This window comes from Streptomyces sp. NBC_01525, from assembly GCF_045040405.1.
GTDB classification, from domain to species: Bacteria; Actinomycetota; Actinomycetes; order Streptomycetales; family Streptomycetaceae; genus Streptomyces; species Streptomyces benahoarensis.
Map to the genome: position 1 here is coordinate 1,209,055 of NZ_CP109397.1, position 24,428 is coordinate 1,233,482.

At 72.9% G+C, this 24,428-nt stretch carries 23 protein-coding genes and 1 tRNA gene; 15 read left to right on the forward strand and 9 right to left on the reverse strand.

Annotated elements, in window-relative coordinates:
* Window positions 1-197: 197 nt before the first annotated feature.
* Window positions 198-1,193: a magnesium/cobalt transporter CorA gene (gene corA / locus OG422_RS05360; RefSeq protein WP_405740247.1), complete on the forward strand. Its 996-nt coding sequence runs from the start codon at window positions 198-200 to the stop codon at window positions 1,191-1,193.
* A gap of 39 nt (window positions 1,194-1,232) precedes the next feature.
* Here corA and OG422_RS05365 read toward each other — a convergent pair whose 3' ends face one another.
* Both OG422_RS05365 and OG422_RS05370 read right to left on the reverse strand, forming a co-directional pair.
* On the reverse strand, window positions 1,233-2,012 hold the full coding sequence (locus OG422_RS05365) for a ferritin-like domain-containing protein (RefSeq protein WP_405740250.1): 780 nt from the start codon (window positions 2,010-2,012) through the stop codon (window positions 1,233-1,235).
* A 224-nt stretch (window positions 2,013-2,236) separates the two neighbouring features.
* A complete protein-coding gene (locus OG422_RS05370; protein WP_405740253.1) occupies window positions 2,237-3,286 on the reverse strand; it encodes an LLM class F420-dependent oxidoreductase in 1,050 nt (349 codons plus the stop codon).
* A 126-nt stretch (window positions 3,287-3,412) separates the two neighbouring features.
* Between OG422_RS05370 and OG422_RS05375 the strand changes: the two genes are divergently transcribed.
* Both OG422_RS05375 and OG422_RS05380 read left to right on the forward strand, forming a co-directional pair.
* Window positions 3,413-4,396, forward strand: a complete 984-nt coding sequence (locus OG422_RS05375; protein ID WP_405740256.1) for an aldo/keto reductase — start codon at window positions 3,413-3,415, stop codon at window positions 4,394-4,396.
* The gene (locus tag OG422_RS05380; RefSeq protein ID WP_405740259.1) at window positions 4,393-7,032 is read left to right on the forward strand and encodes a helix-hairpin-helix domain-containing protein; all 2,640 of its coding nucleotides are present in this window, start codon (window positions 4,393-4,395) and stop codon (window positions 7,030-7,032) included. The genes OG422_RS05375 and OG422_RS05380 overlap by 4 nt, the downstream gene beginning before the upstream one ends.
* A gap of 314 nt (window positions 7,033-7,346) precedes the next feature.
* On the opposite strand, the gene OG422_RS05385 is transcribed toward OG422_RS05380, so the two are convergent.
* On the reverse strand, window positions 7,347-8,027 hold the full coding sequence (locus OG422_RS05385; RefSeq protein ID WP_405740262.1) for a hypothetical protein: 681 nt from the start codon (window positions 8,025-8,027) through the stop codon (window positions 7,347-7,349).
* A gap of 47 nt (window positions 8,028-8,074) precedes the next feature.
* On the opposite strand from OG422_RS05385, the gene OG422_RS05390 reads away from it, so the two are divergent.
* On the forward strand, window positions 8,075-8,263 hold the full coding sequence (locus OG422_RS05390; RefSeq protein ID WP_143944312.1) for a DUF5703 family protein: 189 nt from the start codon (window positions 8,075-8,077) through the stop codon (window positions 8,261-8,263).
* Window positions 8,264-8,435: 172 nt separating this feature from the next.
* Here OG422_RS05390 and OG422_RS05395 read toward each other — a convergent pair whose 3' ends face one another.
* The 3 genes from OG422_RS05395 to OG422_RS05405 form a co-directional block, all read right to left on the reverse strand.
* Window positions 8,436-9,206, reverse strand: a complete 771-nt coding sequence (locus tag OG422_RS05395; protein WP_405740265.1) for a chaplin — start codon at window positions 9,204-9,206, stop codon at window positions 8,436-8,438.
* 136 nt (window positions 9,207-9,342) lie between these two features.
* Window positions 9,343-9,576: a chaplin gene (locus OG422_RS05400; RefSeq protein WP_143944310.1), complete on the reverse strand. Its 234-nt coding sequence runs from the start codon at window positions 9,574-9,576 to the stop codon at window positions 9,343-9,345.
* 153 nt (window positions 9,577-9,729) lie between these two features.
* Window positions 9,730-11,055, reverse strand: a complete 1,326-nt coding sequence (locus OG422_RS05405) for a M20/M25/M40 family metallo-hydrolase (RefSeq protein ID WP_405740268.1) — start codon at window positions 11,053-11,055, stop codon at window positions 9,730-9,732.
* Between the two features lie 228 nt (window positions 11,056-11,283).
* On the opposite strand from OG422_RS05405, the gene OG422_RS05410 reads away from it, so the two are divergent.
* From OG422_RS05410 to OG422_RS05425, 4 genes are all read left to right on the forward strand, one after another.
* A tRNA-Leu gene (locus tag OG422_RS05410) sits at window positions 11,284-11,371 on the forward strand.
* A gap of 691 nt (window positions 11,372-12,062) precedes the next feature.
* On the forward strand, window positions 12,063-12,302 hold the full coding sequence (locus OG422_RS05415; protein WP_405740271.1) for a hypothetical protein: 240 nt from the start codon (window positions 12,063-12,065) through the stop codon (window positions 12,300-12,302).
* A 126-nt stretch (window positions 12,303-12,428) separates the two neighbouring features.
* Complete coding sequence (locus tag OG422_RS05420) at window positions 12,429-13,103, forward strand: HAD family hydrolase (protein ID WP_143944242.1); 675 nt, start codon at window positions 12,429-12,431, stop codon at window positions 13,101-13,103.
* 178 nt (window positions 13,104-13,281) lie between these two features.
* On the forward strand, window positions 13,282-13,683 hold the full coding sequence (locus tag OG422_RS05425; protein WP_143944241.1) for a (2Fe-2S) ferredoxin domain-containing protein: 402 nt from the start codon (window positions 13,282-13,284) through the stop codon (window positions 13,681-13,683).
* A gap of 132 nt (window positions 13,684-13,815) precedes the next feature.
* Here OG422_RS05425 and OG422_RS05430 read toward each other — a convergent pair whose 3' ends face one another.
* A complete protein-coding gene (locus OG422_RS05430) occupies window positions 13,816-15,471 on the reverse strand; it encodes an FAD-binding dehydrogenase (protein ID WP_405740275.1) in 1,656 nt (551 codons plus the stop codon).
* A gap of 246 nt (window positions 15,472-15,717) precedes the next feature.
* On the opposite strand from OG422_RS05430, the gene OG422_RS05435 reads away from it, so the two are divergent.
* From OG422_RS05435 to OG422_RS05465, 7 genes are all read left to right on the forward strand, one after another.
* Window positions 15,718-16,614, forward strand: a complete 897-nt coding sequence (locus OG422_RS05435) for a DMT family transporter (protein WP_186000471.1) — start codon at window positions 15,718-15,720, stop codon at window positions 16,612-16,614.
* A gap of 66 nt (window positions 16,615-16,680) precedes the next feature.
* Window positions 16,681-17,214: an NUDIX hydrolase gene (locus OG422_RS05440; protein WP_143944243.1), complete on the forward strand. Its 534-nt coding sequence runs from the start codon at window positions 16,681-16,683 to the stop codon at window positions 17,212-17,214.
* Window positions 17,215-17,227: 13 nt separating this feature from the next.
* A complete protein-coding gene (locus tag OG422_RS05445; protein ID WP_405740279.1) occupies window positions 17,228-17,632 on the forward strand; it encodes a YidH family protein in 405 nt (134 codons plus the stop codon).
* 2 nt (window positions 17,633-17,634) lie between these two features.
* Entirely contained in the window at window positions 17,635-17,982 is a 348-nt protein-coding gene (locus OG422_RS05450) for a DUF202 domain-containing protein (protein ID WP_405740282.1), read from the forward strand.
* Between the two features lie 453 nt (window positions 17,983-18,435).
* A complete protein-coding gene (locus OG422_RS05455; RefSeq protein WP_405740285.1) occupies window positions 18,436-19,383 on the forward strand; it encodes an MBL fold metallo-hydrolase in 948 nt (315 codons plus the stop codon).
* A gap of 263 nt (window positions 19,384-19,646) precedes the next feature.
* Window positions 19,647-20,699 carry a phosphotransferase family protein gene (locus OG422_RS05460; RefSeq protein ID WP_405740288.1) on the forward strand — a complete coding sequence of 351 codons (1,053 nt, stop codon included), beginning with the start codon at window positions 19,647-19,649 and terminating at the stop codon, window positions 20,697-20,699.
* 7 nt (window positions 20,700-20,706) lie between these two features.
* Entirely contained in the window at window positions 20,707-21,930 is a 1,224-nt protein-coding gene (locus OG422_RS05465; protein ID WP_405740291.1) for an acyl-CoA dehydrogenase family protein, read from the forward strand.
* A 157-nt stretch (window positions 21,931-22,087) separates the two neighbouring features.
* On the opposite strand, the gene OG422_RS05470 is transcribed toward OG422_RS05465, so the two are convergent.
* Together OG422_RS05470 and OG422_RS05475 are read right to left on the reverse strand one after the other, a co-directional pair.
* The gene (locus tag OG422_RS05470) at window positions 22,088-22,684 is read right to left on the reverse strand and encodes a TetR/AcrR family transcriptional regulator (protein WP_143944061.1); all 597 of its coding nucleotides are present in this window, start codon (window positions 22,682-22,684) and stop codon (window positions 22,088-22,090) included.
* A 58-nt stretch (window positions 22,685-22,742) separates the two neighbouring features.
* Complete coding sequence (locus OG422_RS05475; RefSeq protein WP_405740295.1) at window positions 22,743-24,416, reverse strand: class I adenylate-forming enzyme family protein; 1,674 nt, start codon at window positions 24,414-24,416, stop codon at window positions 22,743-22,745.
* Window positions 24,417-24,428: the final 12 nt, after the last annotated feature.

The window sequence follows — 24,428 nt, forward strand, 5'->3', positions numbered from 1 at the left end:
CGTTCCCCAGTGGGTGTCTTTCCGGTCTTCGTGGGCCTGTGACGCCCGGCACCGCACCTCGCGGCGTTGTCGCCCCACCCACGGACACCCATCCGCGGGAGAGGCTCCGCCTTGCGAGGCACGGCACCGGACGCCACAGCCTGATCCACGAAGACCGGAAGGACACCCCATGGCAGGAGTCCGGGGGCGGGGTGAGAATGCCTGGTGTGATCGTGGACTGCGTCATCTACCGGGACGGGCGCCGCACGGAGCGGCCCGACGACTTCCCGACCGCGCTCCGGGAAGCCCGCCGCCAGCGCGGCCACGCCTTCCTGTGGCTGGGCGTCCACGAACCGACCCCGGAGGAGTTCGAGCGGATCAGCGGCGAGTTCGGGCTGCACCCGCTGGCCGTCGAGGACGCCCTCAAGGCGCATCAGCGGCCGAAGCTGGAGGTCTACGACGACTCGCTGTTCATGGTGCTCAAGCCGGTCGACTACGACGCGCGCACGACCACCGTGACCACCACGGAGCTGATGGTCTTCGTCGGCGACGCGTTCGTCGTGACCGTCCGGCACGGCGAGACCGGCCCGCTGGCGGCCGTCCGGCGGCGCCTGGAGCACCGGCCGGGCACCCTCCGGCACGGCCCGACGTCGGTGCTCTACGCGGTCAGCGACGCGGTGGTCGACCATTACATCGAGGTGGCCACCGCGCTCCAGGGCGATCTGGAGGAGCTGGAGGCCGAGGTCTTCTCACCGGACCGCACGGAGAGCCGGAACACCGCCGCGGAGATCTACGCGTTCAAACGCCAGGTGCTGGAGTTCCGGCGCGCCACGGGCCCGTTGACCGAGCCGATGACGCGTCTCCAGGAGAACGGCGTGCCGTTCGTCCACGACGGCTCGCGGCCCTTCTTCCGGGACGTCAGCGACCATCTGGCGCGCGCCAACGACTCGGTGGAGGGCCTGGACCGGCTGCTCTCCGACGTCCTCGCCGCGCATCTGGCGCAGATGGGGGTGCGGCAGAACGACGACATGCGCAAGATCTCCGCGTGGGCGGCGCTGGCCGCCGTCCCCACCCTGATCGCCGGGATCTACGGCATGAACTTCCACCACATGCCGGAGCTGGGCTGGCGCTTCGGCTACGCCGGGGTGCTGCTGGCGATGGCGGCGATCGAGTTCTCGTTGTACCGGCTGTTCAAGCGGCGCGGCTGGCTGTGAGCGGCACCGTACGGCTCACCCGTCTCAGGCGTGCTCGTCTCAGGCGTACTCGGTGGCCGGCCCGCCCAGGGCGTCGCGCCGCTCGGGCATCCGGAGGCTGACCATCCGGCGCCAGCCGACGAGGCGTTCGTAGCTGTACAGCAGGCGGATGCCGACGGCGAGCAGGACGGCCTTGGGGGCGGGCCAGCCGAGGATGCGGCCCATGTGGTCCACGACGGCGAGGCTGACGTCCCGGTAGACGGCGATCTCGGCGAACGCGCAGTCGCGCAGGATCCGCTGGATGGTGCGGCCGTGGCCCTCCCGGGCGAGGCGGAGCAGCTCCTCGTGGCAGTAGGCGAGGTGGTTGTCCTCGTCCTGGGAGATCATCCGGACCGCGCGGCCCAGCTCGGGATGGTCGCCGAAGTGCTTCCGCAGCAACTGCATCTGCTCGGACGCACGCTGCTCGGTGACCCGGCTGTGCGCGAGGTAGGTGACGATGTCCTCCTCGGTCAGCGGCACGGTGCCGCGGAGCCGGTCGTGGGTGAGGCCGATGCCGCGGCGTTCCAGGAGCATGGTGTAGTCGGTGGCGGCGGGGACGGTGGCCGCGTCCAGGCCTCGTCTGTGCAGCAGGGCGCGGAAGATCCGGCCGTGCTTGTCCTCGTCGGCGCCGTGCCGGGCGGCCTTCGGTGCCAGGTCCCGCCGGTCCTCGGGGATGAGGGCGGCGATCCGCCCGTTCTCCCAGCCGCCCTGGGACTCCCCGCCGGCGGCGATGGAGCAGAAGAGTCGGTACGCCTCGTCGTTGTCGAGGATTTCCTGGAACAGGCTCCGGGCCGAGAGCATCAGCGCCACCTCCGAAGGACATGCCTGGAGGAAAGTCAAGAGCGGGGCGGCGGGCCCGGCAACCGGAGGAGAAGGATCGTTCCTCCGTGCGAACGAGCGGGGCGTAACCGGGTGGAAGGCGGGGTGTTGTCCCCGGTGACGGCCGTGGCGAGGAGGACCCCGAGCCCCCACCACGGCCGCGGTCCGCAAGCCGCCCGGCGCCCCGGCACCGGGCGGCTCCCGTATCAGGCAAGCCCGGCCTTCTCCAGCGCCTCGGTGCCCGCGCGGAGGGCGGCGAGCCGCTCGTCCAGGGTGAATCCGGCGGGCGCCAGCGTCAGGGTGGTGACGCCCGCGGCGGCGTACGCCTGCATCCGCTCCGCGATCCGCTCGACGGGGCCGAGCAGCGCGGTCTGGTCGATCAGCTGCCGCGGGACGGCGGCGGCCGCGCCGTCCTTGTCGCCGGAGAGGTACCTGTCCTGGATCTCGGCGGCTTCCTTGCCGTATCCCATGCGGGTGGCGAGCTTGTTGTAGAAGTTCTGCTTGCGGCTGCCCATGCCGCCGACGTACAGCGCGGTGTACGGGCGGAAGATGTCGGCGAGCGCGTCGACGTCGTCGCCGACGGCGAGCGGCAGCGTCGGGCAGACGTCGAAGCCGTCCATCGTCAGCCCGGCCTTGGCGCGGCCCGCCCGCAGGGGCGCGAGGGCGTTCTCCTCCAGGTGTGCGGCCGAGGGGAAGATCAGCAGCGCGCCGTCGGCGATCTCACCGGTCTGCTCCAGGTTCTTGGGGCCGATCGCCGCAACGTAGAGCGGGATGCGCTCGCGGGTGGGGTGGACGGTGAGCTTGAGGGGCTTGCCGGGGCCGTCGGGGAGCGGCAGCGTCCAGTGCGCGCCCTCGTACGACAGGCGCTCGCGGGAGAGCGCCTTGCGGACGATGTCGACGTACTCGCGGGTGCGGGCGAGCGGCTTGTCGAACTTCACGCCGTACCAGCCCTCGGAGACCTGCGGGCCGGAGACGCCGAGGCCCAGGCGGAAGCGGCCGCCGGAGAGCGAGTCGAGGGTGGCCGCGGTCATCGCGGTCATGGCGGGGGTACGGGCCGGGATCTGGAAGATCGCCGAGCCGACGTCGATCCGCTCGGTGCGGGCGGCGACCCAGGACAGGACCGTGGCGGCGTCGGATCCGTACGCCTCGGCGGCCCAGCAGACCGCGTAACCGAGCCGGTCCGCCTCCTGCGCCACGGCGAGGTTGTCGCCGTCCATCCCGGCGCCCCAGTAACCGAGGTTGATGCCAAGCCTCATGCCACTCCCCTTACCGATCAGTAACGTCATGTTGCGGGGACTCTAGCGCGCACCGGCGTCCGGCGTCATGAGCAGGTTGTCCACAGGGCTGCTGTGTGGGACCGATGACAACTAACCTCGGGCCGCATGGAGCAACGGCATCTCGGCCGTACGGGTCTGCGCGTGTCCCGTATCGGGCTCGGCACACTGACGTGGGCGCGCGACACCGACGAGCGGGCAGCGGCCGAGCAGCTCAAAACGTTCTGGGAGGCGGGCGGCAGCCTCGTCGACACCGCGGACATATACGCCGACGGCGGCGCCGAGCGGCTGCTCGGGCGGCTCCTGGAGGGTCTTGTGCCGCGCGCCGATCTGGTGATCGCCACGAAGGCGGGCAGCGTCCTGGAGCCGGACCGCCGAGTGGACGGCTCGCGCCGCCATCTGCTGGCCGCGCTGGACGCCTCACTGCGCCGCCTGGGCACGGACCACGTCGACCTCTGGCAGCTGCACGCCTTCGACCCGCACACCCCGCTGGAGGAGACGCTGCAGGCGCTGGACACCGCCGTCACCAGCGGCCGCGCGCGGTACGCCGGGCTCGCCGACTTCTCCGGCTGGCAGCTCGCCAAGGCCGCCACCTGGCAACTGGCCGAGCCCACGGTGCGCACCCGGCTGGCGAGCGCGCAGCTGGAGTACTCGCTGCTCCAGCGCGGTGTGGAGCGGGAGGTGCTGCCCGCCGCCCAGGACCTGCGGCTGGGCCTGCTGCCCGCCTCGCCACTGGGCCGCGGCGTGCTCACCGGCAAGTACCGCCGCACCACCCCGGCCGATTCGCGGGGCGCCTCGGAGCGGTTGGCCGGGTTCGTCGCGCCGTATCTGGACAAGCGGTGCGACGGCATCGTCGACGCGGTCACCACGGCGGCCGACGGGCTCGCCGTCACCCCGCTCCATGTCGCGCTCGCGTGGGTGCGCGACCGCCCCGGGGTCGTCGCCCCGCTCGTGGGCGCCCGCACGTCGGCGCAGCTCGCGGCGGCGTTGTCAGTGGAGGCGCTTACGCTTCCTGACGAGATCACCCGGGCGCTGGACGACGTGTCGGCCCCGGCCCACCACTATCCCGATCACCACTGGAGCACGCTGTGAGCACCGACCGCCCCGCCGGCGAGACCGCGCCCGAGCAGGAGGCCGCGCCGGGCAGCCCGCCCGCACCGGCGGAGGCTGCGTCTTCGGGGGGTCAGGAGGGGGCGGCCTCTTCGGGTGGCCGGGCTGAGGTGGCTCCTTCGGGTGACCAGGCGGAGGCGGCTTCCCCGGAGGGCCGGGCCGAGGCCGGGCGGGCCACGGGCGAGGCGGAGCAGGGTGCGGGCGCGGCCGGGGCGGCGCGTGCCTCCGGCGGCGCGGCGCCCGGCGCCCCGGCTCCGGGCGGGGAAGCCACGGCGGCGGCGCTGGCGGCCGCGGTGCGGGCGGTGGAGAGCGGCGAGCGCTCCGCCGCGTCCTTCTTCAGCAACGCGCCGCGGCCCCCGGCCACCCGGCCCGCAGCGTCGCCGCCCGCGGGAGGCCCGGCGGGCGGCGGACGGCCTCCGCAGGGCGCTCCGGGGGCGGCCGGTGGCGCCCCGGCGCGGGCGGCGGCCCCATCCGGCGGGGAGCGGCGGCCGGAGCCGCCCGCGCCACCGCGCCCGCTGCCGCCCACCGCCCAGGGGATCGACGGCGTACGCCAGGTGCTGGCGGCCGGCGGCGCCCCGGAGGCGCTGGCGGGCAAGGCCGCCGAGGTGCTCGGCGAGCGGGCCGGCGAGACGCTGCGCGAGGACCCGTGGCAGCTGCTGGCGGTCCCCGGCGTACGGCCCGAGCAGGCCGACACCTTCGCGCGGGCACTGCTGGGCACCGCCTGCGGGCCGGGCGACGAGCGACGCGCCGTGGCCCTCGTCGGCTGGCTGCTGGAACAGGCCGCGCTGGCCGGGCACTCCGCGCTGGAGGCGTCGGCACTGCAGGAAGCACTCGCTGAGCGGGCGGTGCCGGACCCGGAGGAGGCCCTGCAACACGCCCTCGCCGAGGGTGCCGCCCTCGTCTTCCAGGACGCCCTCGACACCCCGGCCACGCCCCGGCCCGCCCCGGACGACGAGGAGGAGGAGACCCCCGTCCGGATACTGCTGGGCCTCGACCGCTACGCGATGGCCGAGGAGAGCGCCGCCGATGGGTTGGCCCGTCTGCTCAGCACGTTCGAGGTGGTGGGGGACGCCGGGTCGGAGGGCGTTGAGGCCCCGGCCGGGCCGGAAGCTGGAGAGGCCGGGCCGGAATCCGCTCGCGCAGCCGGGCCGGAGGCCGTGGAGACAGCTGGGGCGGAGGCCGGGGAAGCGGAGCCGGAGGCCCGGGACGGGGCCGGTGCGGAGGACGCGGAGGACGCGGAGGCTGCCGAGCAGACGGCGGGCTCCGAGGACAACGACGCTGCGGGTCCCGAGGCCGGAAGCCGTACCGCCGCGGAGAACAGCCCTGGTCAGCCCACCGGTGACAGCGGGGACGCCCCGGCCGAGGAACGGGCGCGGCCCTCCGCGGCAGCGTGGGAAGCCGCAGCATCGGCAGCACCCTCCCCCTCCGCGGCCGAGCTGATCCGGGCCGTGGCCCACAGCGGCCTGGTGGCGCACACCGGTGCCGAGGCGGCTCGCGCCGAGCCCGCCGCGCTGGTCGCCGCCGCCCGTGCCCTGGGGCTGCGCGCCTACGCCGCCACACACACCGGCAACGGCCGCGCCCGGCTGGCCACCCGACTCGCCGCGGCGGCCACCCCGGAAACGGTGGTGGACCCCGGTGCGGCGGCCCTCACCGTCGCCGGGCTGCTGTCGGGCCGGGAGGGGCCGGGCCGGGACGCGGACGGGGCGCTCGCCCTCGACCTCCTCGTCGTCCTCGACGCCCCGCAGCTGGACCTGGAGACCGCGGCAGCACTCATCGAGTCGCTGGCCGACGGGGTCCGGCTGGTTCTCAGCGGCGACCCGGGGGTGCTCGGGTCCGCGGGGCCCGGCCGCCTCTTCGCCGATCTGCTGGCCGCCCGCTGCTGCCCGCAGATCGCCTCGCGCACCCCGGACTTCGGCCCGATCGGGGAGCTGGTCTCCGGCATCGGCATCGGGGAGCTGAACCCGGTGGAGGCGCCCGGCATGGAGGTGGTGATCGTCCCCGTACGGGACGCCCAGGAGGCGGTGCACCGCACGGTCCAGCTGGTGGCCGACTCGGTGCCGCGGGCGCTGGGCGTGCCGCCACAGGAGACGCAGGTCATCACCGTCGGCCACGGCGGCTCGGCCGGCACCCGCGCACTCAACGCCGCCCTCAAGGAACGGCTCAACCCCGGCCCCGGCCGGTTCGGCGGCTTCGACCCCGGGGACCGCGTCGCCTACTCCCCCGCCCCAGGGCGCACCGCGCCCGCCACGGTCACCGGCGCGGACGCCGACGGGCTGCGGCTGGACTGCGACGGCGCGGCCCTCGTGGTCGAGCGCGCCCGCGTCGAGGCGGGCGCGGTCCGGCACGGCTGGGCGCTCACCGCCCACCAGGCGGCCGGGATGCGCTGGCCCGCGGCCGTCGTCGTCCTGCCCGGCGACGCCGCCCAGGGGCTGAACCGGGCCTGGGTCTACACCGCGTTCAGCCACGGCGAACGCCATCTCTCGGTGGTCCAGGGCGTGGACCAGGCCCTCCCCCGCGCCGTCGCCGACATCCCTGCCAAGGAACGCACCACCCGCCTGCGCACCCTGCTCCAGCAGCAGAACGCCGAGGCCACAGGGGAGGACGCGCAGGTGGGCTGAGGCCCCTGGTGCCAGGGCGGGGCCCCGACCCGTCGCCCCGCTCCCGCCGGGTGCCGGGTGCCGGGACAAAGCGGTCCCGCCCGGCCTCCACCGCCCCACAGGTGTCCCCGCCTCCCCGCCACGACAGGTCCCGACAGCCCACTGCCCCGGACCATCGGAATCGCATACGCGCTCCCACGCCCCGGGGCAGTGTCAGCTCATCGGCCAGCCGGATCAGCCAGGTCCCTCGCACCAGTCAGGCCAGCCGAATCAGGCGCACCGCTGCACACGCCTCGCCGAGAGGCTGCGCACCGGTGCCGGGCAGGGCCGGGCGCTCAGCGCCCCCGATCGGCCCCGCCCCGGACGTCCTCCTCCTCATCCAGCTCCTCGTCGAAGACCGAGCTGACGTCGAACCGGCAGACCACCTGCTGGGGATCGATGTCCTCGAACGGTTCCGACAGCCACTCCCCCGGCTCCGACGGGTCGTCGGCGGCCGCGACCCAGAGCGTGGAGTCGCCCTCCTCCAGGCCGAACTCCTTGTGCCGGGAGGCGATTTCATCCGGCTCGAACTCGCCGAAGAGGACGCCCAGCGCCGCGTACACGCTGGTGCCCACCACCGCGGCGCCGTTCTCCCCCGAGGCACGGGCCGCGTCATCCACGGTGTCCGGGTCGAGATCGGCTACGCGCTGTGCCTGATGGAGCAGTCGCTGCGGGTCGGCGACCGCGTAGTCCCGGCGGATCAGCACGCTCAGCGCGTTGGGTTCCTCCGGCCCCTGGTAGGCGGGGAGATGGTCACTTCCGGGGATCTCGAAGGGGGTGACCTCGTCGTAGGTTTCGTAGAGCAGCTCGTCGTAGACCTCTGCCGCGGCGGCGAGTTCGTCGAACGCGGCGTAGACGGCGGGATCGTCCTGCCCCGAGCGGCGTTCCACCGCGTCGAGGTGACGGTCCAGTGCGGCTTTGACCGCCTCGGCGGCGGCACGTACCTCGGCAGCGGAAGGCTGCGCAGCATCAGACATGGTGCAGACGCTATCCGTACCGGGGCCGGTCCCGCACAATAGATGCGATGCCGGAATACGAATTCTGCGATGTGTACGTGCCTCGGGGGGTCTCCCGCAAGGCCGCCACACGCCTGCTGACCGACCACGCCGAGTACGGACACTGGGAGATGGACCGCCTGCGCCTCAACCCCGACGGCAGCCGCAAGGTGCGGCTGCGCCGCCGGATCATCCGCCAGCTCCGCGCCACGTGGTGACCGCGTCCGCCACCCGCTGACGCCATGCGGGGCGGTACGCCGGCCCGCCCGGGCCGGCGTACCGCCCCGCATGGCGCACGCCCACCGCCGCGCGGCCGCTCCCGGCAACGCAAAGCGGGCCCCGCCGGTGTGGCGGGGCCCGCTTCGTTCTGCGATGCCGTAAGGCGCTACCTCACTTGCGCGCGGCGCGTGCCCGGCGGTAGAGCAGAGCGCCACCGAGCATCAGACCGGCGCTGGCCGAGGCCGCGTACCCGATCGACTCGGCGCCGGTGTGCGCGAGCTCACGCGTCGGCCCCGGAGTCGCGGTGATCTTGGCGTGCGACTCCGTCTGCGGCCGCAGTCCCGGCGTGGACGGTGTGGAGGGGTGCTCCTTCACCGGCTCACCGGGGTGCTGCGGATGCGACGGCTCCTGCGGCTGCCCCGGGTGCCCCGGCTCGGCCGGGTGGGCCGGCCTGGTCGGGACGGCGTCATTTCCGCACTCGTTGCCGGACGCGCCGTTGAGCACGCCGACGTCGCCGACGCTGTTGCCGCAGGCGTTGACCGGGATGTCGACCGGCACCTGGACGTTGTTGCCGGATGCCACGCCCGGCGAGCCGGTGGCGCCGCCCTGAGCGGTCGAGCCGCGCGGGCTGCCGTGCCCACCCTGCTGCTCGCCGCCCTCGTCGTGGTGGCCGCCACCCGGCGAAGTCCGGTGCTCACCGGAGTCGTTGGCGCAGCTGTTGCCCATCGCGGGGTTGAGCAGACCGACGACGTTGACGGTGTTGCCGCAGGCGTTGACCGGTACATGGACCGGGACCTGCACGGAGTTGCCGGATGCGACACCGGGTGAGTGCGCCGCGCCCCCCTGGGCGCCCGCGTCGGCGTGTGCGTAGCCGACCGTGGCGGCGAGGATGCCGCCTGCAGCCGCCACGGTGATCAGGCCCTTGCGTGCGACCTGTCTCATAGGTTGTTCCCCTGCCTCGTGCCTTGCGAATACGGACGGACGCGGAAGCATGCCGCCCACCTAAATCCCAGCGGCTCCGGAACGCGAGGCGTCCCGGAGCCGACCGGATCGGCCCCTTGCGGGTACAGATGCGACGTCAGTCGTTGATGCAGGTGTTGCCGAAGGCGGGGTTCAGCAGCCCGATCACGGAGACCGTGTTACCGCAGATGTTCACCGGGATGTGCACCGGAACCTCGATCACGTTGCCGGAGACCACGCCCGGGGAGCCGACAGCGGCACCCTGGGCTCCCGAGTCGGCAACGGCCAGGCCCGCGCCGGCGAGCACGAATCCACCGGTGAGCGCCGCGGCAGCGACGACCTTCTTGATCATGTAAATCCTCCTACGTTGGCAGTGCGATCCCAGCCGCGGACCGCACAGCCTGCAACGACGTGAAGGACTTTCAGGCTACGAAGATGACTCAGCATTCACTCTTTCCAGCGAAAAACCCCTCAGTATTGGGCAGTTCACTCCCTGGCGGGGTTCTCAGCTCGCGTCGATGAAACGGTCCAGCACACGGACGCCGAACTTCAGCCCATCCACCGGAACCCGCTCGTCCACGCCGTGGAACATGCCCGCGAAGTCCAGCTCCGGCGGCAGCTTCAGCGGCGCAAAACCGAAGCCGCGGATGCCCAGCCGGTCGAACGACTTGGCATCGGTACCGGCCGAGAGCATGTACGGCACGGCCCGCGCGATCGGGTCCTCGGCCTGTAGCGACGACTGCATCGCATCGACCAGGGCGCCGTCGAAGCTGGTCTCCAGCGCCTTGTCGGCGTGGACGTCCTCGCGCTTGACGCGGGGGCCGAGGAGGCGGTCGAGGTCAGCCAGGAACTCCTCCTCGTAGCCGGGCAGGAAGCGGCCGTCGACATGGGCGGTGGCCTGGCCGGGAATGACGTTGACCTTGTAACCGGAGCCGAGCTGGGTGGGGTTGGCGGTGTTCTTGAGGGAGGCGCCGATCAGCTTGGCGATGCCGCCGAGCTTCGCCAGCGTGGCGTCCATGTCCTCCGGGTCGAGTTCGGTGCCCAGGGCGTCGCCCAGTTCGTCCAGGAAGTGGCGGAGCGTCTTGGTGACGCGCACCGGGAACTCGTAACGGCCCAGGCGGCCGACGGCCTCGGAGAGCTCGGTGATGGCGTTGTCGCGGTGGATCATCGAACCGTGACCGGCGGTACCGTCCACGGTGAGCTTCATCCAGTGCATGCCCTTCTGCGCCGTCTCGACGAGGTAGAGCCGCAGGTTCTCGTTGACCGTGAACGAGAAGCCGCCGACCTCACTGATCGCCTCGGTGACGCCCTCGAAGAGTCCGGGGTGATGATCGACGAGGTGGCGGGCGCCATAGGTGCCGCCGGCCTCCTCGTCGGCGAGGAAAGCCAGGACGATGTCGCGGGGCGGCTTGCGGCCGGAGCGCATCCGGTCGCGGACGACCGCCAGCGTCATCGCGTCCATGTCCTTCATGTCCACGGCGCCGCGGCCCCAGACGCACCCGTCGGCGATGTCGCCGGAGAACGGGTGGTGGGTCCAGTCGTCGGCGTTGGCCGGGACGACGTCGGTGTGACCGTGGATGAGCAGGGCCGGGCGGGAGCTGTCCTCGCCCTCGATCCGGGCGACCGTCGAGGCCCGGCCCTTGTGGGATTCGAAGATCTGCGGTTCGAGCCCGACCTCCGCGAGCTTCTCCGCCACGTACTCCGCCGCGGCGCGCTCGCCGGGTCCGGAGTGGTCGCCGTAGTTGCTGGTGTCGATCCGGATCAGGTCCCGGCACAGGTCGACGACCTCGTCCTCACCGGTGACCGTACGGACCGGCTGCGACTCGCTCACACTGCCTCCTTGGGGTTCACGGCCGCGGCACGCTCACCCAAGGACCGGCCGCGGCGGGGTCCACCGCCATCCTCCACCCGTGGCGGGCTCCGCCCAAGGCCGCAATGCGGTCGACATGCCCTGGTCACAGGCGCGTACCGGGTGCGACGTGCGGGTGATCGAGCACCCCGAAAGGTTTGCTATTGTTTTCCCTGTCGGAACGGCCCAGGCCGGAACGGCAGACACCTTGTCCGGGTGGCGGAATGGCAGACGCGCTAGCTTGAGGTGCTAGTGCCCTTTATCGGGCGTGGGGGTTCAAGTCCCCCCTCGGACACCAGTGGAGACCCCAGTTGATCTGGGGTCTTTCTGTTTTGTGGGGCTCATGTGGCGCGGCGCCGAGGCAAGGCGCACGGGCGATTCCGCAGCCGCCGCGGCGCTTCGCCCCCACGGCGGGGTCCGCGTGCGCGGCGGGCTCGGACATCAAGGGACTCCGTGCCACTTACCGCCTGGCGAGGATGACCGAAGCGGGCTGCACCCAGACGGACTCGCCGGCGTCACACGCAGCGGGATCGCCGGGCCGCCCCCAACTCCAGAGCAACCAAATGGCGTTGACGCCGAAAAGCCGGACAAGAACGCCTGCTGCACGCGATGGGAAGCGTCCACAACCTGAACCAAGCGCCTTACCGAAGATATCCGAATGAAACTCCGCCATATCGCGACATTCCAGAACGCTCCTGCCGTCCGAATCCATGCCGCATCGCTCGCTCTTTTACCTGCATGCCCCCTCGACGTTTTCGACCAAACCTCAATCCTTCGCCCCTGCCCTACTGCGTTATGGTGCCGGGTTCTCCACCAAGGGCTGGAAATCGGAGACGGAGGGGGGCGGGAAAACGCTACACAGAACAGCGGAAGCGGAAGAATTATATTTTCTTCGGAACTTGGGGGAGCCTGGTAGGCCGGTTGGACGGCGGCCTCGCAACCGCTGTGCTCCGGGGGCGCGGTGACGGCCTTCGCGCTCACCGAAAGTGATGCGCGTTTTTTTCTCCTGGCAAAAGCGCCGTGGCGGTTCGAAGCTGGGCGATGCGTACGAGATGGGGCCGGTCTTCCGGTGCGACGCCATCGCTTGGACGCGCCGCAAGCACAAGGGCTCCAAGGAATTTCAGATCGGCTTTACCGACGAGTCCTGGGGAACAACCGTGATCCCCGAGGGCGTCGCCTTCCTGAAGGCTTTCCCGGGCACGCTGTCCCCCAAGGACCCCATTTCGTAGGCAGCAAGGTCCCGGGATCCCGATGCCCGGCCCCGGGAGTACACCGCCTCGTAATTCCGGTGCGCCCACGAGGTCGGTCCCGTAGCCTGCGCGCCGTTGGTGGGATGGCGCGGGGAGGGCGGGCGGGTGCTGATCTTTGATGCGGATGACACGTTGTGGGAGAACAACGTGATCTTCGAGCGGGTCATCGAGGAGTTTCTGGACTGGATGGAGCGTCCCGGGCTCGGGCGGGACGAGGTGCGGGCGGTGCTCGACGGGATCGAGGCGGCGAACGCGGTGACGTACGGCTACGGCAGCAAGGTTTTTCTGCGCAGCCTCGCGGAGTGTCTGGCGCGGCTGCGGGGGCGAACGGCGAACGCGCGGGAGGCCGCGCGGATCGCCGGGTGGGCGGCGGCGTTCGACGGCGGAACGGTGGAGCTGATCGACGGGGTGCCGCAGACGCTGGCGGAGTTGGCGGGGCGTCATGAGCTGCTGATGCTCACGAAGGGCGAGGCGGAGGAGCAGCGGCGCAAGGTGGCCGCGTCCGGGCTGGGCGGGCATTTCCGGGGCGTGCACATCGTGCCGGAGAAGGATGTGACCACGTACGAGGGGCTGGTGCGGGAGTACGGGGTGGCGCCGGCGGAGGCGTGGATGATCGGCAACTCGCCGCGGTCGGACATCCTTCCGGCCCGGTCGGCGGGTCTGAACGCCGTGTTCATCCCGCACGACCGGACGTGGGTGCTGGAGCACGCGGAGCTGGATCCGGCGGACGGGAAGGTGCTGCGGCTCGGGACGTTCGGCGAGTTGGTGCGGCACTTCTGACGACGAGACCCGCGGTGCGGCGATCAGCTTCAGGCCGCGGTTCGGCCCGTCCCTGCCCGAGATTGCCCGGTGCCGATCGGCGGCGGGCGCGTGCCGGTGCGCACGGCGCGTACGGGGGCGTGGGGGCCGGTGCGGAGCGGGCAGGGAGGTGGTTCGGGGCGCACGTAGCATGGGCCGGATGAGTGCCAAGCGTTCCGGGCGGGTGGCCGCCGAAGCTCCGTGCCGGGTCACTGTCTGCCGTGGTTGCTGCTGTGGTGACGGGGCGAAGGTTCCCGGTGTCGATCATGCAGGGCAGATCCCGCGGCTGCGGGCGGCGCTGGGCGGCGCCGCGCCGGTGCGGGCCTCGGAGTGCCTGGACGTCTGTGATCAGGCGAATGTGGTCGTGGTGCAGCCGTCGGCCGCCGGGCGGGCCGCGGGCGGGCGCCCGGTGTGGCTCGGGCTGGTCAACGACGAGGACGCGCTGGCGGACATCGCGGAGTGGATACGGGCCGGTGGGCCGGGGATCGCGGAGCCGCCGGGGGTGCTGGATCTGTACGCGTTCACGGTGTCGCGGCGGGTGCGGGAGGCGCTGGAGGGGTGAGGCTGGCCGTGCCTCATGGCGTGGGCCTGCCGGGGGCGCCGGGGCTGCCTCTGCCGTAGGGCCGGGCGTGCCCGGCGGCCCGACCGGACCGGAACGCCCGGCGTGCCGGCAGCCCCGCGGTGCGGATTCCGCTCAGGCAACCTCCCGAGCCGCCGCCCTCCCCGCCGTCCGGCCCGAGAAGAGGCACCCGCCGAGGAACGTGCCCTCCAGGGAGCGGTAGCCGTGGACGCCGCCGCCGCCGAAGCCGGCGGCTTCGCCTGCCGCGTAGACGCCGGGCAGCGGGGTGCCGTCGGGGGTGAGGACACGGGAGGAGAGGTCGGTTTCCAGGCCGCCGAGGGTTTTGCGGGTGAGGATGTGGAGGCGTACGGCGATGAGGGGGCCCGCCTTGGGGTCGAGGAGGCGGTGGGGGGACGCGGTGCGGATGAGGCGGTCTCCGAGGTATTTGCGGGCGCCACGCATGGCCGTGACCTGGAGGTCCTTGGTGAAGGGATGGGCGATCTCGCGGTCGCGGGCGACGATCTCGCGGTGGAGCGCGGCCTCGTCGATCAGTGGCTCACCCGTCAGGTCGTTCATCTGGCGGACCAGTGCGGGCAGGGTGCGGGCGGTGAGGAAGTCGGCGCCGTGGTCGAGGAACGCCTGGACGGGGCCGGGGACGCCGCCGCGGGCGCGGCCGAGGACGTCGCGGACGGACTTGCCGGTCAGGTCCGGGTTCTGTTCGGAGCCGGAGAGGGTGAACTCCTTCTCGATGATCTTCCGGGTGAGCACGAACCAGGTGTGATCGTGGCCGGTGCGCATGATGTGGTCGAGGGTGCCGAGGGTGTCGAAGCCGGGGAAGAGCGGCACCGGCAGGCGCTTGCCGGTCGCGTCCAGCCAGAGCGGGGACGGTCCGGAGAGGATCCGGATGCCGTGCTGCGGCCAGATCGGGTTCCAGTTGTCGATGCCCTCGGTGTAGTGCCACATCCGGTCGCGGTTGATGAGGCGGGCCCCGGCCTCCTCGGCGATGCCGAGCATCGCGCCGTCGACGTGGGCGGGGACGCCGGAGAGCATGTGGCGCGGCGGTGTGCCGAGCCGTTCCGGCCAGTTGGCGCGGACCAGGTCGTGGTTGCCGCCGATACCGCCGGAGGTGACGATCACGGCCTGGGCACGGAGTGCGAAGGTACCGGCCGTCTCGCGGCTGCTGGGGGTGCCGCGTTCGGCGTCGGAGGGGACGAGGAGGTCGCCGCTGACAGTGTCCACGGCGCCGCCGGTGCGGGTCAGGCCGGTGACGCGGTGGCGGAAGCGGAGGTCCACCAGGCCGCGCGCGGCTGCGGCGCGCACCCGGCGGGCGAAGGGGGCGACGAGGCCGGGGCCGGTGCCCCAGGTGACGTGGAAGCGCGGGACGGAGTTGCCGTGGCCGGTCGCGTCGTAGCCGCCGCGTTCGGCCCAGCCGACGACGGGGAAGAACCGGACACCCTGGCGGTGCAGCCAGGAGCGCTTCTCCCCGGCGGCGAAGTCGACGTACGCCTCGGCCCATTTGCGGGGCCAGTGGTCCTCGGGGCGGTCGAATCCGGCGGTGCCGAGCCAGTCCTGCCAGGCCAGGTCGTGGCTGTCGCGGATGCGCAGGCGGCGCTGCTCGGGCGAGTCGACGAGGAAGAGGCCGCCGAAGGACCAGTGGGCCTGGCCGCCGAGGGACTGTTCGGGCTCCTGGTCGAGGAGGATCACCTTCCGTCCCGCTTCGGCGAGTTCCGCGGTGGCCGCGAGGCCCGCCAGGCCCGCTCCGATCACGATCACATCAGCGTCGTACGCCATCGTCAGCTCTCCTCACCGGGGCGTGCCGGACGCCCCGGATGCCGTGGTGATCCGATCCTCTGCGCAGGTCGGTACGGGCGTCAACAGCTCGTACCAACCGGTCGGCATGGGGTGATGGCGGGCGTTGTGGGCCGGTGGGGCGGGGCGGTGGCGTGGCGCGGCAGGCCGACGTGACGGCGGCCACCGCGGCGGGCGGGCCGGGTGGCTATCCTCGGGCTCACCTCCACACCGCCCGATACGAGGTGTATGTCCGTGACCGTGATTCTGCTGGCCGTCGGTGCGGCCTGTTGCCTGGGCCTGGGTTTCGTCTTCCAGCAGGCGGCCGCGCAGCACGCGCCGATGAAGGACTTCCTCTCGCTGCGGCTGCTGCTCGATCTGGCGCGGATGCCGCGCTGGCTCGCCGGGATCGGGCTGATGGTGTGCGGGATGGCGCTGGGCGCGTTCGCCCTGGGGATGGGCGACATCACGCTGGTCGAGCCGTTGTTGGCGACCAATCTGCTGTTCGCGATGGCGCTGTCGCGGTGGCTGACCCGGCAGCGGCTGGGGCGCAGCGGGTGGGCCGGGCTGTGGCTGCTGGCGGGCGGGGTGACGGCGTTCATCGTGGCGGGGCGGCCGCACGGCGGACAGGCGACCGCCGACCCGCTGAGGCAGTGGCTGATCATCGGCGTGGTGCTGGGCACGGCGCTGCTGCTGACGGCGATCGCCAAGCGGATGTGGATGGCATTGGAGGCGGCGCTGCTGGGGACCGCGGCCGGTCTGCTGTACGGATTGCAGGACGCGCTGACGCGGATGAGCGGGGACCGGTTCACCGCGGGCGGCTGGACGGCGGTGGCGACGAGCTGGCAGCCGTACGCGGTGGTCGCGCTCGGGGTGACGGCGCTGGTGCTCGTGCAGAGCGCGTTCGAGACGGCGCCGCTGCGGCTGTCGCTCCCGGCGCTGACGGCGGCGCAGCCGCTGGCCGGGATCGCGTGCGGGGTGGGGTTCCTCGGCGACCAGCTGCGGGTGACACCGGGCGCGCTGGCGTGGCAGGCGGCCGGGATCGTGGCGATCGTGGTGGGGATCGTGCTGATCGGCAGGCATCCGGCGATGCCGCCCGGCTCGGGGCCGCCGCATCCGCGGGCGCGGGCACTGGCGCCGCGCTGAGGCGGCCGGTCGCCGGTGGCGGGGCCCGGCGTTCCGGTGGCGGTGCGCCGGTGGTTGCATGGCGGCATGACCGATCAGCAACCGCTCGACGCGGACGAAGTGCTCGACATCGTCGATGAGCAGGACCGGGTGGTGGGCCAGGCGCCGCGCGGCGAGGCGTATGCCCGCAACCTCCGTCACCGTTGCACGTTCATCCTGGTCAGGGACGCCGAGGACCGGATCTTCGTCCACCGCAGAACGGACCGGAAGCTGGTCTTCCCCGGGCATTACGACATGTTCGTCGGCGGTGTGGTGGGCGCCGGGGAGAGCTACGACGACGCGGCGCTGCGGGAGGCCGAGGAGGAGTTGGGCGTCCAGGGGCTCGACCGGCCCGAGCACCGCTTCTCGTTCCTCTACGAGGCGGACGGCGGCTCGTGGTGGTCGGCGGTGTACGAGGTGCGGTGCACGCTCGCGGTGGTGCCGCAGGAGTCGGAGGTCGCCTGGCATGCCTTCGTCACGGAGGAGGAGCTGGAGCGGCGGCTGGCGGAGTGGCCGTGGACGCCGGACGGGGTGGCGGCGTACCGGCGGCTGCGGGAGTGGCACGCCGGCGAGGCCCGCTGATGGCGGTGCGGCCGTGAGTGGTGACCTGCGGTCGGTGCGCGAGGCGGCGCGGCTGTGGTGGTCGCCCGCGCGGATCGGTGAGGAGGGCCGGACGCCCGACTACCGCTTCTCGCTGGCGAACGAGCGGACCCTGCTGGCATGGCTACGGACCGGACTTGCGCTGGTCGGCGGCGGTTTCGCGGTCGATCAGTTCCTGCCGCGGCTGCATCCGGGGCTGCGGACGGTGTTCACGGTGGCGCTGCTGGTGGCCGGGGCGCTGTGCGCGGTGCGGGCGGTGAACCACTGGGTGCGGTGCGAGCGGGCGATGCGGCGCGGCGAGGATCTGCCGGTGTCGCGCTTCCCGTCGCTGCTGGCGCTGGTCGTGGGGGCGCTGGCCGCCGCGATGGTGGTGCTCGTCGCGGTCGGCTGGACGCGCTGAGCATGGGCACGACGCGGGACGGGGCCGAGGCCCGGGATCCCGGGTTGCAGCCGGAGCGCACCCGGCTGGCCTGGCGGCGGACGACACTCTCCTGCACGGTCGTGGTGGCGCTGGCCGTCCGACGGCTGACACAGTCCGCGGCACCGGGAGCGGTGGCGGCGGGTGCGGTGGCGCTGACGGGGGTGGTGTGGCTGGTGTTCGGGCTGGTGGCACATCGCCGGATGCAGGAGATGACGGAGGGGCGTCCGGTGGTGCTGCGGGTGCGCAAGGCGGGGGTTGTGGCGCTGTGCACGGTGGTGTTGGCGGTATTGGGTGGGGTGGTTTTGGTGGGTGGGGGCTTTGATGGGTGAGGGGAACGGTGGCCGGCTCGGCTCGGGGTACGGGGTGGGCTGCGGGCTCGGCTCGGGGTACGGGGTGGGCTGCGGGCTCGGCTCGGGCTCGCCTCAGGCACCGGCCCGGTGGGTGCGGCGGGCGAGGCCCGGCCCAGGGCCCTGACTTCGCCCGGCGGGTACGGCTGAGGCCAGGCGGCCTCGTGCGGGCCGTGCCCCGTTCCGTACGGCCGGGCGGCCCGGCCGACGCAGACCACCCGGCGCCACGGCGGCCGGGCCCGGCCGGTGCAGCGCGGCCGCCCCGCCCCGTAAGCCCCCGCCCGTAGCCCCACGCGTAGCCGCCACCCTGCCGCCCCGTCCTTCGGCGATACGGTGACGTGACCGCCGCTCCGCGAGAGCCATGGCCCGCCCCGAGAGGCGCGGGGTCAGCCCCGGGCGGCGGACGGACCACCGCCATCCCCGAGGAGCCTCCCCATGCCCCGACCCTCCGGATCCGCCTCCCCCGTGCCCGCCGTCCCCGAGGAGCCGGGGCTGACCGAACTGAGCCCGGGTGTCTCGGCGTTCATCCAGCCGGACGGTGGCTGGTGTCTGAACAACGCCGGGGTGGTGACCGACGGCGAGGCGACGTTGCTGGTGGACACCGCGGCGACCGAGCGGCGGGCGCGGCTGCTGGCGCGGCGGATCGCGGAGAGCGGGGCGCCCGCGCCGCGTACCGTCGTCAACACGCACCACCACGGCGACCACACCTACGGCAACGCCGTCTTCGCCCCGGCGGCCACGATCGTCGGGCACGCCGCCTGCCGGAGCGAGCTCCTCGCGGCGGGGCACCAGTTGGAGGCGGTGTGGCCGGAGACGGACTTCGGCGACATCGTGCTGACACCTCCGTCGCTGACGTACACGGACGAGTTGACGCTGTACGTCGGTGACATCGAGGCGCGGCTGATCCACCCGGGCGTCGCGCACACCCGGGGCGACACGGTGGTGTGGTTGCCGGGGCGGCGCACCGTCTTCACCGGGGATCTGATCTTCCACGGCGGTACGCCGTTCCTGTTCATGGGGTCGCTCGCCGGGTCGCTGCGCGCGCTGGAGCTGCTGCGGTCGCTGGACGCGACGACGGTGGTGCCGGGCCACGGGCCGGTGACCGGGCCGGAGGTGTACGACACCGTCGAGCGGTATCTGCGGTACGTCGACGAGCTGGCGCGGCGCAGCCACGCGGCCGGGCTGAGCCCGCTGGAGGCGGCCACCGGCGCCGACCTCGGGCCGTTCGCGGAGCTGGCCGAGAGCGAGCGGCTGGTGGCCAATCTGCACCGCGCGTACGCGGAGTTGGAGGGCGCCGAGCCCGGTGCGCCGCTGGACGTGCGGGCCGGGTTCGCCGATATGACCGTGCTGAACGGCGGGGTGCCGGCGGCCTGTCACGCCTGAGCGGAAGGTGCGCCGGGGGCGCGGGGCGGCCTCCCGCACCCCCGGCGCACGCCGTTCGCCGCGCGCCCCTCGGGGCCGTACGCCCGCCCCCCATGAGCGGCCGCCCGTGGCCGCGTGACCCATCCCCCACGCCGGGACACTGGACTCCATACCGACTAGTCGGCATGATCGTACGCGGGCGCCCGGAGACGACCCTCGGGCACATCCCGCGCCGCCGTCACCGTGCGGCGCCGTCCGACCGTCCACTCCGCATGGAGGCCACGATGAGCAAGGGCACCCCTCCCCCACCGGGCGCGGCCCCACAGGCGCCGCCCGGACTCGCCCCGGAGGCGCTCCGCCGCCATCTGGAGCGCGAACGGCCGGGCCTGACGGCCGGCCCGCTGCGCGCACAGCTGATCGAGGGCGGGCGGTCCAACCTCACCTACCGTGTCACCGACGGCGCATCCTCCTGGGTGGTACGCCGCCCGCCGCTCGGCCATGTCCTGGCCACCGCGCACGACATGAGCCGCGAGCACCGGGTGATCAGCGCGCTGCACCACACCCCGGTGCCGGTGCCCGAGACGCTGCTGCTGTGCGAGGACGAGTCCGTCATCGGGGCGCCGTTCTATGTGATGGAGCTGGTCGAGGGCGTGCCGTACCGGACCGCGGAGCAGCTGCGGCCGCTGGGTGCGGAGCGGACCCGGGCGGTGGTGCTGTCGCTCGTCGACACGCTCGTCGATCTGCACGCCGTCGACCCGGAGGCGGTCGGGCTGACCGGGTTCGGGCGTCCGGACGGCTTCCTGGAGCGACAACTGCGGCGCTGGGGCAAGCAGTTGGACGGATCACGCAACCGCGACCTGCCGGGGATCGACGCGCTGCACGCGGGACTGGGCCGGGCGCTGCCCGCCTCGCCCGCGCCGTCCGTCGTCCACGGTGACTACCGCCTCGACAACGTCCTGATCGGCGCGGACGACGCCCCCGCGGCCGTCCTCGACTGGGAGATGTCCACGCTCGGCGACCCGCTGACCGACCTCGGACTGCTGGCGATGTACAGCTCCGATCTGGGGCTCGCCGAGTCGCCGGTCTCCACCACGAGCGCTGCGCCCGGCCATCCGGCGCCGGGTGAGCTGATCGCCCGTTACGCGGAGCGCTCCGGGCGGGACACCTCGGCGATCGCCTGGTACACCGCGTTCGCGTGGTTCAAACTCGCGGTGATCCTTGAGGGCATCCACTACCGGTACACGCTCGGGCAGACCGTCGGCGCAGGGTTCGACCGGATCGGCGAACTCGTGCCCGTCTTCATCCACCACGGACTCACCACCCTCAAGGAAGGCTGAGGCACCCATGGACTTCGCATTCGACGCCCGTACCGAGGAGCTGCGCGCGCAGCTGCTGACCTTCATGGACGAGCACGTCCTGCCCGCCGAGGCGACGGCGCAGGAGCAGCGCGCCACGCTCGACTCGCCGTGGCGGACGCCGCCGGTGGTGGAGGAGCTGAAGGCCGAGGCGCGGCGGCAGGGGCTGTGGAACCTCTTCCTGCCGGACGCGGAGCTGGGCGCCGGGCTGACCAATCTCCAGTACGCCCCGCTCGCGGAGATCACCGGCCACAGCCCGCAGCTGGCGCCGACCGCGCTGAACTGCGCGGCGCCGGACACCGGCAACATGGAGGTGCTGGCGCAGTTCGGCAGCGCGGCGCAGCGCACGGAGTGGCTGGCGCCGCTGCTGGCCGGGGAGATCCGCTCGGCGTTCGCGATGACCGAGCCGGACGTGGCGTCGTCGGACGCGACCAACATCGAGACCCGGATCGAGAAGGCCACCGACGGCTCCGGCGACTACGTCATCAACGGCCGCAAGTGGTACATCTCCGGCGCGATGCACCCGGACTGCCGGATCTTCATCGTGATGGGCAAGACCGACCCGGACGGCGCGGACATCCGCCGCCAGCAGTCGATGGTGCTGGTCCCCCGCAACACGCCGGGCCTGACCGTCAAGCGGGCGATGCAGGTCTACGGCTACGAGGACCACTACCACGGCGGCCACGCCGAGATGGTCTTCGAGAACGTACGGGTCCCGGCGGCGCACCTCATCGGCGAGGAGGGCGGCGGCTTCGCCATCGCCCAGGCGCGACTGGGCCCCGGCCGGATCCACCACTGCATGCGGCTGATCGGGATGGCGGAACGGGCCATCGAGCTGATGTGCCGCCGCGCGGTGTCCCGGGAGGCGTTCGGCAAGCCGCTGGCCGGGCAGGGCGTGGTGCAGGAGTGGATCGCGGACGCGCGAGTCGCGGTGGAGCAGCTGCGGCTGCTGGTGTTGAAGACCGCCTGGCTGATGGACACCGTCGGCAACAAGGGCGCGCACACCGAGATCCAGGCCATCAAGATCGCCACCCCGCGCACCGTCGTGGACATCCTCGACAAGGCGGTGCAGCTGCACGGCGCGGGCGGTGTCAGCCAGGACTTCCCGCTGGCCGAGCTGTGGGCAGGGGCCCGGACGCTGCGCCTGGCGGACGGCCCGGACGAGGTGCACCAGCGGTCGCTGGCCCGGCGGGAGCTGAAGCGCTACCGGTAGGGCGGGCGGTAACCGTAGGGGGCGGTGCCCGTACCGGGTGCGGTGCCCGTACCGGGTGCGGTGCCCGTAGGGCGCGGTCGAACGCCTCCCGTAGGGGTCGGGCGCGCCCCCTGCGGGACCACAACGCCGGGGGGCGCGCCGATGTTCCCGTTACCCGTTACGGCCGCAGGGCCCGCAGCAGGAGTCCGGCGAGGTGGTCGGCGACCTGCTGCGGGGTGAGCGGGCCGTCCTCGCGGTACCAGGTGCCGAGGTGGTGGACCGAGCCGAAGTGGTAGTCCACGACGAGGTCGGCGGGGACATCGGCGGCGAAGACGCCGCTGCGCTGGCCCTCCTCGATCAGTGCCCGGAACCGCTCGTGGTAGCGGCGGCGTTCGGCCCGTACCTGCTTGTCCTTCTCCGGGCCGAGGTGGTGCATCGACCGGAAGAAGATCTTGGTGTCGTCGAGGTTCTCGATGGTGGTGACGACGACATCGGCGGCGGCGTCGCGCAGCCGCTGCTCCACCGGCGCGTCGGCGTCCGCGAAGTGGTTCAGGCGCTCCTGCTGGAGGCGGAGCACCCGGCCGTAGACCTCGTGGAGCAGGTCCTCCTTGGAGCCGAAGTAGTGGTAGAGGGCGCCCTTGGTGACGCCCGCCGCGTCGACGATCTCCTGGACGGAGGTGCGGTCGTAGCCGCGCTCCGCGAAGAGGTGGGTGGCGGTGGCCAGCAACCGCTGCGCCACCGGCTTCGTGCCGTCGCCGTCCTTCGTTGCGGCCATCGCCGTCACCTGTTCCTTCGTCGTTGCGCGCGGGTCGTTCGCGGGAGTCGTCGGCCGGTCACCGGCCGTCGGGGCGTGCGCGGTCACGCAGCTCCCGCCGGAGGATCTTCCCACTGGTGGTCTTCGGCAGTTCGGGCAGGATCTCGACCTCCCGGGGATATTTGTACGCGGCGAGCCGCTCACGGCAGTAGCCGGACAGCTCGGCCGGGTCCGGGGCGGCGCCGGGCCGCAGGCTGACGTACGCCTTGACGGACTCGCCCCGGTAGGCGTCCGGGACGCCGACGACGGCCGCCTCGCGCACCGCCGGGTGGGTGTAGAGGACGTCCTCGACCTCGCGCGGCCAGACCTTGAAACCGGAGGCGTTGATCATGTCCTTCTTGCGGTCGACGACATAGAGCCAGCCGCCGTCGTCCATGAAGCCGATGTCGCCGGTGCGCAGCTCGCCGTCGGGTATCGCCTGTGCGGTCGCGTCGGGGCGCCGCCAGTAGCGGGGGACGACCTGCGGGCCGCGGACCACGATCTCGCCGTGGGTGCCGAACGGCACGTCGGCGCCCGCCGCGTCGACGATCCGGACAACGGCGTCGGGTCCCGGCACGCCGACGGCGAGGGTGCCGGACTCCGGGTCGACGGGCGCCTCGCGGCCGGGCGGGACGGTGGCGAGGGTGGCGCTGGTCTCGGTCAGGCCGTAGCCGTTGTGGAGGTAGCGGCCGGATCCGGCGCGGAACGCCTCCACCAGGGCGGGCGGCACCGGAGCGCCCCCGGAGGCGATCATCGCGAAGGAGGAGAAGTGGTCGCAGGTCACGTCCGGGTGGGCCAGCAGCGCCATGAACGCGGTGGCGGGGCCGACGGTGAAGGCCGGGCGGTACTCCAGGAAGGCGTCCAGGACGGCGCCCGCCTCGAAGCGGTAGGTGAGCGCGCAGATGCCGTGGTTGGCGAAGGCACCGGCCAGCTCGCAGACCAGGCCGGTGATGTGGAAGAGCGGGGCGAGCGCGAAGTAGGTGGACCCGGCGGGCAGTCGCAGTCCGGTGCGTTGCCGCTCGGCGTTGTAGGAGAGGTTGCCGTGGGTGTTGACGGCGCCCTTGGGCGTGCCGCTGGTGCCGGAGGTGTAGCTGATCAGCGCGGTGTCGGTGGCGGCCGGGCCGTCGACGGCGGGCACCGGCGCGGCGGCGGCGTTGCGGGCGACGGTCAGCAGGTCGTCGGCGCCCTCCCGGGGGCCGAGGCGCTCGGGGCGCAGCACCCGTGCGTCGTCGCGGGTCTGGAGGCCCGCCTCGCAGGCGGTCAGAGCGATCCGTACGGACGGCTGCCGGGCGGCGGTCTCCCGGAGGAACGCGTCCCAGGTGTGGTCGGCGCAGACGACGGCGGTGACCTCGGCGTCGGACAGCACATGGGCCATCTCACCCGTCTTGTACATGGGGTTGACGGGGACGACGACGCCGCCGGCCTTCCAGACGCCGAGGAGGGCGAGGACGAAGTGCGGGGTGTTCTGGAGCATCACCACTGCGCGGTCGCCGGGCCGGAAGCCGTGGGCGGCGAGGTGGGCGGCGACGCCGTCGGAGAGCGCGTCGGTCTCGGCGTAGGTGAGGCGGGCGTCGAAGTAGGCGAGGGCGGTGCTGCCGGGGACGTGGCGGACCGCGTCGCGGAAGACGTGCAGCAGGGAAGCGAGCGGGTCGACGGGCTCGCGCTGCGCCTCGGTGAGCTGCGCCAGCCACGGCTTGTCCTGGTAGGAAGTCATCGGGTGCGGCCC

Excerpts from the sequence above, each read along its gene's own strand:
- OG422_RS05455 (WP_405740285.1), top strand. The coding sequence starts at position 18,436 with ATGCCCCGACCCTCCGGATCCGCCTCCCCCGTGCCCGCCGTCCCCGAG.
- OG422_RS05385 (WP_405740262.1), bottom strand. The coding sequence starts at position 8,027 with ATGTCTGATGCTGCGCAGCCTTCCGCTGCCGAGGTACGTGCCGCCGCC.
- corA (WP_405740247.1), top strand. The coding sequence starts at position 198 with ATGCCTGGTGTGATCGTGGACTGCGTCATCTACCGGGACGGGCGCCGC.
- OG422_RS05425 (WP_143944241.1), top strand. The coding sequence starts at position 13,282 with ATGAGTGCCAAGCGTTCCGGGCGGGTGGCCGCCGAAGCTCCGTGCCGG.
- OG422_RS05375 (WP_405740256.1), top strand. The coding sequence starts at position 3,413 with ATGGAGCAACGGCATCTCGGCCGTACGGGTCTGCGCGTGTCCCGTATC.
- OG422_RS05475 (WP_405740295.1), bottom strand. The coding sequence starts at position 24,416 with ATGACTTCCTACCAGGACAAGCCGTGGCTGGCGCAGCTCACCGAGGCG.
- OG422_RS05440 (WP_143944243.1), top strand. The coding sequence starts at position 16,681 with ATGACCGATCAGCAACCGCTCGACGCGGACGAAGTGCTCGACATCGTC.
- OG422_RS05370 (WP_405740253.1), bottom strand. The coding sequence starts at position 3,286 with ATGAGGCTTGGCATCAACCTCGGTTACTGGGGCGCCGGGATGGACGGC.
- OG422_RS05390 (WP_143944312.1), top strand. The coding sequence starts at position 8,075 with ATGCCGGAATACGAATTCTGCGATGTGTACGTGCCTCGGGGGGTCTCC.
- OG422_RS05365 (WP_405740250.1), bottom strand. The coding sequence starts at position 2,012 with ATGCTCTCGGCCCGGAGCCTGTTCCAGGAAATCCTCGACAACGACGAG.
- OG422_RS05450 (WP_405740282.1), top strand. The coding sequence starts at position 17,635 with ATGGGCACGACGCGGGACGGGGCCGAGGCCCGGGATCCCGGGTTGCAG.
- OG422_RS05435 (WP_186000471.1), top strand. The coding sequence starts at position 15,718 with ATGTCCGTGACCGTGATTCTGCTGGCCGTCGGTGCGGCCTGTTGCCTG.
- OG422_RS05465 (WP_405740291.1), top strand. The coding sequence starts at position 20,707 with ATGGACTTCGCATTCGACGCCCGTACCGAGGAGCTGCGCGCGCAGCTG.
- OG422_RS05400 (WP_143944310.1), bottom strand. The coding sequence starts at position 9,576 with ATGATCAAGAAGGTCGTCGCTGCCGCGGCGCTCACCGGTGGATTCGTG.
- OG422_RS05460 (WP_405740288.1), top strand. The coding sequence starts at position 19,647 with ATGAGCAAGGGCACCCCTCCCCCACCGGGCGCGGCCCCACAGGCGCCG.
- OG422_RS05415 (WP_405740271.1), top strand. The coding sequence starts at position 12,063 with ATGCGCGTTTTTTTCTCCTGGCAAAAGCGCCGTGGCGGTTCGAAGCTG.
- OG422_RS05430 (WP_405740275.1), bottom strand. The coding sequence starts at position 15,471 with ATGGCGTACGACGCTGATGTGATCGTGATCGGAGCGGGCCTGGCGGGC.
- OG422_RS05470 (WP_143944061.1), bottom strand. The coding sequence starts at position 22,684 with ATGGCCGCAACGAAGGACGGCGACGGCACGAAGCCGGTGGCGCAGCGG.
- OG422_RS05395 (WP_405740265.1), bottom strand. The coding sequence starts at position 9,206 with ATGAGACAGGTCGCACGCAAGGGCCTGATCACCGTGGCGGCTGCAGGC.